Genomic DNA, 9761 nt, shown 5'->3' on the forward strand with positions numbered 1-9761 from the left:
CTAGCCAATAAACTAAAAATATCGAAGAATAATCGAGTAACGCAATGAGTAATGTAAGCCAGTTTCACACTAAAGAAGACATCCAGGCACAGGCGTGCCTTTGGATTAGTCGTATGGATCGTGGCTTATCACTATCTGAACAAAAAGAATTAGTTTTTTGGTGCGAGCAAAATACTGCACATCTCAATGCGTTATTGGAAATGGCTTCTTATTGGGATGATGTTTCTGTTCTTAATGAATTAAGTGATTTATTTCCACTAGATAAGCTTAAAAAAATTCGTCATCATTTCTCTGCTATAGTATTAGCTGCCAGTGTTGCTATTGTTTCTATACTTTCAGTTAATGCCTTTGTTGATAAATCATTTATACCTTTCATTCCTTCACTAAACGAGCAATCATTAACACAAATACAAATATTAAAAACCAATATAGGTGAACAGAACAGCTTCACTATGAATGATGGTACTCACATTCAATTAAATACCAATACGATTGTTCATGTATCTTACACCCCATCATCACGCCAGTTAACATTAATGCAAGGGGAAGCAAGGTTTGATATAGCTAAAGATAAATCACGTCCCTTCACTGTAACCTCGGGGGATAAATCATTCACCGCATTAGGGACTATATTTAATGTACAAAAAAATAGTCATAGTGATATTGAATTGATGGTAACTGAAGGTAGAGTTTTAATTACTAAAGCAACAGAAACACTTGAAGTAATAAGGCATACTCTGTTGACAACAGATGAAAACACAAACCAAACAGAACTCCCTGGGATATTGGTAAGTTCAGGCGAAAAAGCCACAATAACCAAACAGCCTGATATGCCTATTGAACAAGTATCACTTGATCAGATACAACGTGATTTAGCTTGGCAGCAAGGTATGCTCATTTTTAATGGTGAATCATTATCTAATGCACTCGCTGAAGTAAGCCGATACACAGAAACTCATTTTAAAATATCTGATCCGACAATTGCTGATATTAAAGTCTCTGGGTATTTTAAAGCTAATGATGTAGAAGGCTTATTAGCATCACTGAAAAGTAATTTTAATATTAGTTATTCAAAGGCTGCTAATAGTACAATTTTACTTGCGCTTAATGAATGATCTACCTACGTAAAATATAGATTCTAATCTCCCTGTCATTTTATAAAAATATGCTTTCATTGTTTACTAGCTATTTCTCACCATTTAGCTTAATTTAAATAATTAAAATTAATTTATAAAACCATAGAGGATTTCTTCTGCTCACTTGTTTATTAATACTGCACCGTTGGCGAGATAAATTTCGTCTGTTCCAACTTTCAGCTAAGCTAAAACCGTTATTAAAATATTTCATTAGCGTGAATATAGTTCTAGTAACGCTCAGTGCAAATGCTGCTAGTTTGATGCGCTATGATATTAACAAACAACGAGCTGATAAAGCCCTAATTGCATTTGCCCAAAAATCAAATCAAACCATTATATTCTCGTTTGATTTAGCCAAGCAGTATCAAGCAAATGAGTTAAAAGGCTATTTCTCAGTAAGCTCTGGTCTCAAAAAATTATTACAAGACTCTGGCTTAATTGCTGTTGTTAATAACTCTGGTCAACTTAGCATTCAAGTTGATAAACACTATAGAGGAATTACAACAATGAAAAATAACAAAGTAAAATTAGCACTAATCCCTATGATATTGGGTGCTGCTAGCCAAACTGCTCTAGCCCAAGAAACAGCCCAAATAGATGAGACTAGTGTCGAGAAAATATCTATTATTGGTAGTCGTGTTGCAGGACGATCAGCTGATGATTTACCTGTACCTGTTGACATTCTTTCAGCAGAAGCTCTTGCTAATACAGGACAAACAGAAGTAGGTAGAATGCTACAAGCGATTGCACCTTCTTTTAACTTTTCAAGCTCTGCTATCAGTGATGGCACAGATGCACTTCGTCCGGCAACTTTACGTGGCTTAGGACCTGATCAAACCCTAGTTCTTGTCAACGGAAAACGACGCCATCAAGCAAGTTTAATACATATAAATACTTCTGTTGGTCGTGGCACAGCCGGTACAGATATGAATGCGATTCCAGCTTCATCAATTAAACGGATAGAAGTACTTAGAGATGGTGCTGCTGCACAATATGGCTCTGATGCAATAGCAGGTGTTATTAATATTGTTCTAAATGATGCGAGTGATGGTGGTAAAGCAGCTGTTTCTTATGGTGAATATTCAGAAGGTGATGGTGAAACCACAAATGTGGATATTTCAAAGGGATTTGCTTTGGGAGATAATGGGTATTTAAATACTACCTTGAATTTTCGAGATCGCGGCTATACGAACAGAGCTGGTTTACATGGTTCATGCCAATTTACTGGCTGTACTGACATAGGCGATGGCACCATGCTACTAGGAGATCCTCGTGAGGCAACAGCGACACGTAATACTTTTAGAATTGGCGATGCAGACTCAAATCAATTTGGTTTAACCGTTAACACTGGTTATGAGCTAGGTAATGGCGAATTATATGGTTTTATTACTTACTCAAAACGTGACAATGAATCAGCCGCTTTCTTTCGCCATAATGCAAATACTGATGGTAATGCACCATTGCTAGATGGCGATGCCACTGTACCAATGGGCTTTTTACCTAAAATAAATTCAGATATTAAAGATATTTCTTATAACTTTGGCTACCAAACTGAATTTGATAATGGTGCTTCATTAGATTTGTCTTATACCTATGGTCAAAACAATATTGACTATACAACAAGTGATTCTATCAATTCATCTTATGCTAATGCTTTACAATATAATGCTGACGGTTCATACGCTGATATCACACCTGATGAAATACGTAATTCAGTACCTAGAGAAGCATTTGCTTATGGTTTAGAGCTTGCGTTATCAACAATAAATATTGATTATACTCAAGACTTCGATTTGTTTTCATTAGCAATGGGCGCTGAGATTCGTACTGATACTTATAAAATAACACCTGGTGATGAATATTCATATCGAGACTACGATACGGTATTAGGCCAAAGTTTATTTGCAACAGATACTGGCGCAGGTATTCAAGGGTTTGGAGGTATTGGAGCAATATCTGCAGTGGATGAAACACGTAATGTTGTTTCATTTTATGTAGATACTGAAATGGAAGTCACTGAAAATTTAATCGTAAGTGGTGCTGTACGTTACGATGACTACGATGGTTTTGGAGATAGCAGCAACTTCAAACTTGCTGCTAATTGGTCTTTAACTGAAGATGTTGCCATCCGTGGTGCTATGAGCACAGGCTTCCGTGCCCCATCAATGCAACAGTTATATTTTAATAACATCAGTACACAATTTAAAACTAATCCAGATGATCCTACGGGTGATCAAATTGCCGTCCAGGTTGGTACATTCCGTAATGATTCAACGTTAGCACAAGCAATTGGCATTCCTGAGTTAAAAGAAGAAGAATCAACAAACCTAAGTCTTGGTACTGTTATTCGACTTGCTGATAGCATTAATTTAACTATCGATTGGTATTCAATTGATATTGATGATCGTATTGTCCTAAGCAACTCACTAGGCCAAGGTTTATCTTCAGCATTAGATTCAGCCTTATTAGCTGCTGGTGCTGGTGGAGGTCAATTCTTTCTTAATGGTGCTGATACCGAAACATCAGGTATTGATATAATAGCCACTTGGAATGGTGAAATGTTAGGCGGTGATTTAGATTTAACTTTCGCAGCTAACTTTACAGAAACTGATGTTGTTAAAATATTTGCACCTGCCAATAGTGGTTTAGGCGATGTTTCACCTGATAAAATATTTTCAGAGCAAGATATATCAATTATCGAAGAGTGGCAGCCACAAGATCGTATCAGTTTAAGTGGTTTATATAGAGTGGGAGACTTTACTGTAAACTTAGCTTTTAATCGTTATGGTGAATACACAGTAACGGATGGTGGCCAACAAACTTATGGTGCTGAAGTGTTAACTGATTTACGTGTAAGTTACCAAATGAATGAGAATATTTCTTTCAATATTGGCGGCAATAATTTATTTGATGTTTACCCTGATAAAAATGAAATTGGTAACTCACGTACAGGTACTATTGTTGATGCAAGTGGTAATGTGATCGTTAATAGCCCTGGCGTATTTACATATTCTAGACGTTCTGCACCATTTGGATTTAATGGCGCATTCTATTATGCTGGTGTTGAATATAAATTTTAAGACAGTATGCTAAAGTATAAAAATAAAAAAAACCTGAATTAATTCAGGTTTTTTTATTTATAACATTAATAGTAGTTATAATTATTTTCTACGTCTATTATTACTATTGCGACCTCTTAATGCTTTATCTCGCGCTTTTTTCTTGCTTTCAGGTCTTTTAGGAGTACTAACCTTAGTTAAATCAGGCTCATATCCTGGTAACCATTGCTGTAATAATCTATCATCAATTACTTTTTCAATCGCGGTTAATAACCATTCTTCACTTGGTGAAACTAACGAAAGTGCTAAACCACTTTTACCAGCTCTACCTGTACGACCAATACGATGTACGTAATCTTCAGCAACATAAGGTAACTCATAATTTACTACATAGCCCAAATCAGCTATATCAATACCACGAGCAGCAACATCAGTAGCAACCAGAGCGCGTGTTTTTCCTTCTTTAAACTCTAATAGTGCTTTATCTCGCGCACCTTGTGATTTATCACCATGGAGTGATTTAGCTTTAATACCATCTTTACAAAGCTCTTTTGCAAGCTCATCTGCTGTTTGCTTAGTTCGTGTAAAAATAAGAACTTGTTTCCAATTCCTAGAGCCAATTAAATAAGAAAGTAATTCACGCTTTCGATCTGCATCAACAGTATAGACTAACTGCTCAACACTATCGGCCACTTCCGTTTTTTCATCAATAGTGATCACTTGAGGATCTTTTAATAATAATTTACTAAATTTATATAAAGAATCATCAAACGTGGCAGAAAATAACAACGTCTGTCTTTTTTCTGGTACTTGCTGCATGATACGATCAATTTCGGCTTTAAAACCAAGATCTAATATTCTATCAGCTTCATCAAAAACTAAAACAGACAACGCTTCCAAGCTTATATGCTTATTAAATAATAAATCCAGTAATCGTCCTGGTGTTGCAACCAAAACATCAACACCTTCAGCAAGCTTACTCACTTGCGGCTTGATACTTACCCCACCAAAGACCGCTACCACTTTAATATCAGTATTAACACTATACTGATTAAAGTTCGTATAAATCTGTTGAACTAGTTCCCGAGTTGGCGCAAGCACCAGAACAGATAATGCTCTAGTTCTGTTGGGAGTATCAAGAAGATTATTGAGTATTGGTAACGCAAAAGCAGCAGTTTTACCTGTACCTGTTTTTGCCCTAGCCATAACATCATTACCCGCTAAAATAAGAGGTATTGCTTTTACTTGAATATCAGTTGCCTGTGTATACTCAAGTGCTTTAAGGTTTTCTTGTAAGGAATTTATGAGTGGAATACTAGAGAATTTCATATCAATTTACATAACAAAATAAGAAGGTCAGTTTATCAGATTTTTCTCCTGATATAGGTAAAACTCAAAAAAGAAAATTACGGCTTTTAAAATTATTACCCACTTTATAGATAGCTACCTTTTTTATAGCTTACATCTATCAAGGTACAGCATAAAAAAATAAGTTTATTAATGTTCATATAAAACTTTAATCTCCTTAACCTGATGCGATGGTTTCCTCGATATTAGTTCGCATAACAAATCATTAAACCGTAAGCAATAACAACACATTACATACAACTACAAAGTTAAGCTCGTAACCTTTATGCATGCTCATTCGAATTAAAATTTTTTGTAGTATTTAATTTACCTGTGTAACACATTAATAAAATTGACATATTTATTTAATATAAAGATCATTATTATGCACCTATTTTGTCACACTTCAACCGCATGCTTACCCGCATTATAAATACTAAAAATGTTATTAAGGGAAAGCTATGTTCAACTCAAATAAAAAAAGTCTTATTGCTTTAGCTATATCATCAGCGTTGACACTCAATGTAGTTGCTGAGGAAGCAGAAAATGACACAACAATAGAAGAAGTCACTGTCGTTGCTAAAAAATTATCGCATGCTAACCATGAAGTCGATGTAAAAATGACACAACAACAATCGAGCATAACAAGCGTATTAGCACTAATGGACAACTTGCCTGGTATCAGTATCAATGAAGGTGATGCTTTTGGTGGTGACGATTGGTCTACTTCTATTACTATGCGAGGTTTTAGTATTGATGGTAATCAACAACAATTAGGTATGACTATTGACGGTATACCTAATGGTGGATCTAATTATGGTGGTGGTGCAAAAGCAAACCGTTATCTTGATTCAGAGAATATGGAAACCATTCAAGTTTCACAAGGTACTTCAGATATTTCTTCAGCATCATTAGATGCATTAGGTGGAACATTTAATTTTATTAGTGCTATGCCTGCATTTGAAAAAACCAGTAAATTTGCATTTACCACGGGTGATCATGATGCTAAAAGGTACTTTGCTCGCCACGATACAGGGTTATTATTTGATAATACGTATGCCTACGCAAGCTATTCATCAACATCCACTAGTCGTTGGGTAGGTGAAGGCTCAAACGGCGGAATGACAAGAGAGCATGCTGAATTCAAATTTATTACTGAATTAAATAAATTAAGTATTACTGGCCGTTTATCTTATGATGATGCAAATGAAGATAACTATAACTCAGTCAGTAAAGCGCAATTTGAACAAACACCTGATTGGGATCAATTAACCTGGAACTGGACAGGCGTCCCTCACTTTGACCAAATGTTTGCTGAAGGATGGTCAACCCTAAGAGAAAATACATTAGGTTATGTCAAGTTTGAATATAGCATATCACCCAGTATGCATTTTAAAATAACACCTTATTTACACAAAAATGAAGGGCGCGGAGACTGGATTCCTCCTTACTTAGTGGCTGCAGTTGATGTTGATGGTAACCCTACTTCAGAAGGTGGTACCATTGCTGGGCAATATGGGTTTACTGATCAGTTAGGTAATCCACTAGCACCGGCAGATGGCTGCACTGATAATTTATCATGGCCTTGGGACTCAGGTGCTGGCTTAGCACCATCTTGTTACGATACAAACGCCATTCCTGTTATGTCATATCGCCATACACACTATGAAAAAACTCGTATCGGTATGACCGCAAACTTTGATTGGTCTATTGGCATTAACGATATTTCAATGGGGTTGTGGACTGAATCAGCTGACCGTGATGAATCTCGTGATTGGCATAAAGTCATCGATGCTCGTATTTATCATCATTTTGATGAAACGCCTTATTGGACACAATATAGTAATAACTTCCAAACAGACACCTTAAAACTGTACCTTCAAGATACCTTAAACTTTGGCGATCTAACAGTTAACTTAGGCGTTCAAAAATACTTTGTAGACGTTGAAAAATACGACAATTTTGCTAATGGTATCACCGGAAAAGTAAACAGTGATTCAGATGTTTTATTTAGTACTGGTGTTGTTTATCAAATCAATAATAACATGGAAGTCTTTGCCGGATTTAGCGAAAACTTCTCTGCAATTAAAGATGGTGTTTTAGAGCGCGATGCTTCAACACTTGATGAAATAGAGCCAGAAACAGCAGAAAATATTGATGTGGGTATTCGATATAATAATGACAACTTAGATTTTTCTGCAACTTACTATTCAATATCCTTCGATAACCGCATAACGTTTATTGCACCTGGAAGTGATACGTCTGGTATTGATTACAGCATAGGAACTAATGGCACTTATTTGAATGTAGGTGGCATAGACTCTACTGGTTTTGAATTAAGTGCTAGTTATCGTTTTAACGAAAATTGGGATATATATTCATCATACACTAACAATGACTCAACTTACGTAGGTAATGCTCCAGGATTTGAATCAGGCACCAAGGTGATTGATTCTGTCGATGATATGTTCGTTTTCTCGACTAACTACACTCTAGAAAGCTTTCGCGCAGGTCTTTCAGCTAAATATACCGGTGAACGCGGTGATGCCGACGCCTACACCGTTGTCGACTTCAATGCTGGCTACACAGCAAGTATTGATAGTAATGTTTTTAAATCATTTGATTTAGCTTTTGTTGTAAACAACTTAACCGATGAAAGCTATTTATCTACCGGTACAGGCAATGGTACGACTTTTTTTATTGGTGCGCCACGTACTGCATCAATGACATTTACCGTCAGTTTCTAATTGTAACGAATAGAAGTCATATCTAATAAGAACCAAACAAATCATATTTGTTTGGTTCTCTTTTTTCAATCTACTTAAATTGGCGACACTAATGTCTAAATATCTATTTATCATATTACTTTTTGTACACATAGCTTCCATAGCTAATGAAAAGACTTCAGCTCATACAGCTAATTCAAAAGTCACTACCCCAAAAAACTTAATACTAGTGACTATAGATGGCTTACGTTGGCAAGAAGTATTCGGTGGTGCTGACAATAACTTATTACATAATGATAAGTTTGTGCGCGAGTCGAGTCACACAAAACAGACGTTTTGGCATGATAATGAAGAGCAACGTCGTCAACTGCTTATGCCCTTTTTTTGGAATACAATTGCCAAAAAAGGCGCTGTTATAGGCAATAGAAAACTCGATTCAAAAATGTCGGTTTCAAATAACTGGCATTTTTCTTATCCTGGCTACAGTGAAATATTTACAGGCATTGCCGACCCCAAGATTAACAGCAACAAGAAAGTACCCAACCCGCATATATCATTTATTGAATGGCTCAATAACCAACCATCCTTTGGTAATAAACTTGCTGTATTTGGCAGCTGGGACGTATTCCCTGCTATTTTCAATGTTGAACGTAGTAAAATGTACGTCAATGCAGGTTTTATGTCTGCACAAGGGAAGCCGCTATCTGCTGAAATGACGCTAATCAATGCCATGCAAAAAGAAATCCCTAGCCCTTGGCACAACGTAAGATTAGACAGTTTTACCTACCGTATTGCTAAAGATTACTTATTAACTCAAAAACCGAGAGTTATGGCTATTTCATTCGGTGAAACAGATGACTTCGCTCATGATGGCCATTACGACAGTTATTTAAGTTCAGCTCACCAAACAGATAAATTTATTGAAGACTTATGGCACACCATTCAAACAACACCTGAATATAAAAATAATACTGTGTTGTTAATTACCACAGACCATGGTCGAGGAAGTAATGCCAATAACTGGCAACATCATGCATCAAAAGATGCTATTAAAAGCTATATGAAAAATTTAGCTGCTTTCCCAGAAGGAATTATAGGCTCTGAAAACATTTGGTTTGCGGCAATAGGTTCCGGTATAAAAGCCAAAGGACAGCTCGTGACACAAAACGAAATTAAGCAAAATCAAATAGCCGCAACTGCCTTAACATTATTAGGTGAAGATCCTCAAAAATTCAATCCTAAAATTGGCCCTATAATTAAAGAAATATTCTAATGATAAATTTAATTTACTGCCAGACAGCAAAAAGCCCGTCACTTTAGTAACGGGCTTCCGTTTATATAATAGGTATCGAAGTTTAGCAATAGCCTTCGCTCACATGGGCTTAACAAGCATGAGTCACACTACCTTGGGAGTGATACCAATGGAAATACTGAAGCGATAGTTGCTCCCGTGAGTAACATGGATGTCATGTCATCACATTTAGCGCTTATTT

Annotated in this window: 5 protein-coding genes; 4 read left to right on the plus strand and 1 reads right to left on the minus strand. The window is 36.2% G+C overall.

Features of this window, described 5'->3' with window-relative positions; all coding sequences use genetic code 11:
- The first annotated feature begins 44 nt into the window (after positions 1 to 44).
- Complete coding sequence (locus tag Q4496_RS16815; RefSeq protein ID WP_215971909.1) at positions 45 to 1115, plus strand: FecR family protein; 1071 nt, start codon at positions 45 to 47, stop codon at positions 1113 to 1115.
- A 281-nt stretch (positions 1116 to 1396) separates the two neighbouring features.
- The gene (locus tag Q4496_RS16820; protein ID WP_368411062.1) at positions 1397 to 4216 is read left to right on the plus strand and encodes a TonB-dependent receptor plug domain-containing protein; all 2820 of its coding nucleotides are present in this window, start codon (positions 1397 to 1399) and stop codon (positions 4214 to 4216) included.
- Between the two features lie 81 nt (positions 4217 to 4297).
- On the opposite strand, the gene Q4496_RS16825 is transcribed toward Q4496_RS16820, so the two are convergent.
- On the minus strand, positions 4298 to 5524 hold the full coding sequence (locus Q4496_RS16825) for a DEAD/DEAH box helicase (protein ID WP_303610870.1): 1227 nt from the start codon (positions 5522 to 5524) through the stop codon (positions 4298 to 4300).
- Between the two features lie 479 nt (positions 5525 to 6003).
- On the opposite strand from Q4496_RS16825, the gene Q4496_RS16830 reads away from it, so the two are divergent.
- Both Q4496_RS16830 and Q4496_RS16835 read left to right on the plus strand, forming a co-directional pair.
- On the plus strand, positions 6004 to 8289 hold the full coding sequence (locus tag Q4496_RS16830; RefSeq protein WP_215971907.1) for a TonB-dependent receptor: 2286 nt from the start codon (positions 6004 to 6006) through the stop codon (positions 8287 to 8289).
- A 91-nt stretch (positions 8290 to 8380) separates the two neighbouring features.
- Positions 8381 to 9541, plus strand: a complete 1161-nt coding sequence (locus Q4496_RS16835) for a sulfatase-like hydrolase/transferase (RefSeq protein ID WP_215971906.1) — start codon at positions 8381 to 8383, stop codon at positions 9539 to 9541.
- Positions 9542 to 9761 lie beyond the last annotated feature (220 nt).

The sequence above is a fragment of the Colwellia sp. 5_MG-2023 genome (genome assembly GCF_030547795.1).
Taxonomy (GTDB): Bacteria; Pseudomonadota; Gammaproteobacteria; order Enterobacterales; family Alteromonadaceae; genus Colwellia.

What these genes read in the sequence shown, in the direction of transcription:
- Q4496_RS16815 (WP_215971909.1), top strand. Translation starts at nt 45, where the DNA reads ATGAGTAATGTAAGCCAGTTTCACACTAAAGAAGACATCCAGGCACAG.
- Q4496_RS16820 (WP_368411062.1), top strand. Translation starts at nt 1,397, where the DNA reads ATGCGCTATGATATTAACAAACAACGAGCTGATAAAGCCCTAATTGCA.
- Q4496_RS16825 (WP_303610870.1), bottom strand. Translation starts at nt 5,524, where the DNA reads ATGAAATTCTCTAGTATTCCACTCATAAATTCCTTACAAGAAAACCTT.
- Q4496_RS16830 (WP_215971907.1), top strand. Translation starts at nt 6,004, where the DNA reads ATGTTCAACTCAAATAAAAAAAGTCTTATTGCTTTAGCTATATCATCA.
- Q4496_RS16835 (WP_215971906.1), top strand. Translation starts at nt 8,381, where the DNA reads ATGTCTAAATATCTATTTATCATATTACTTTTTGTACACATAGCTTCC.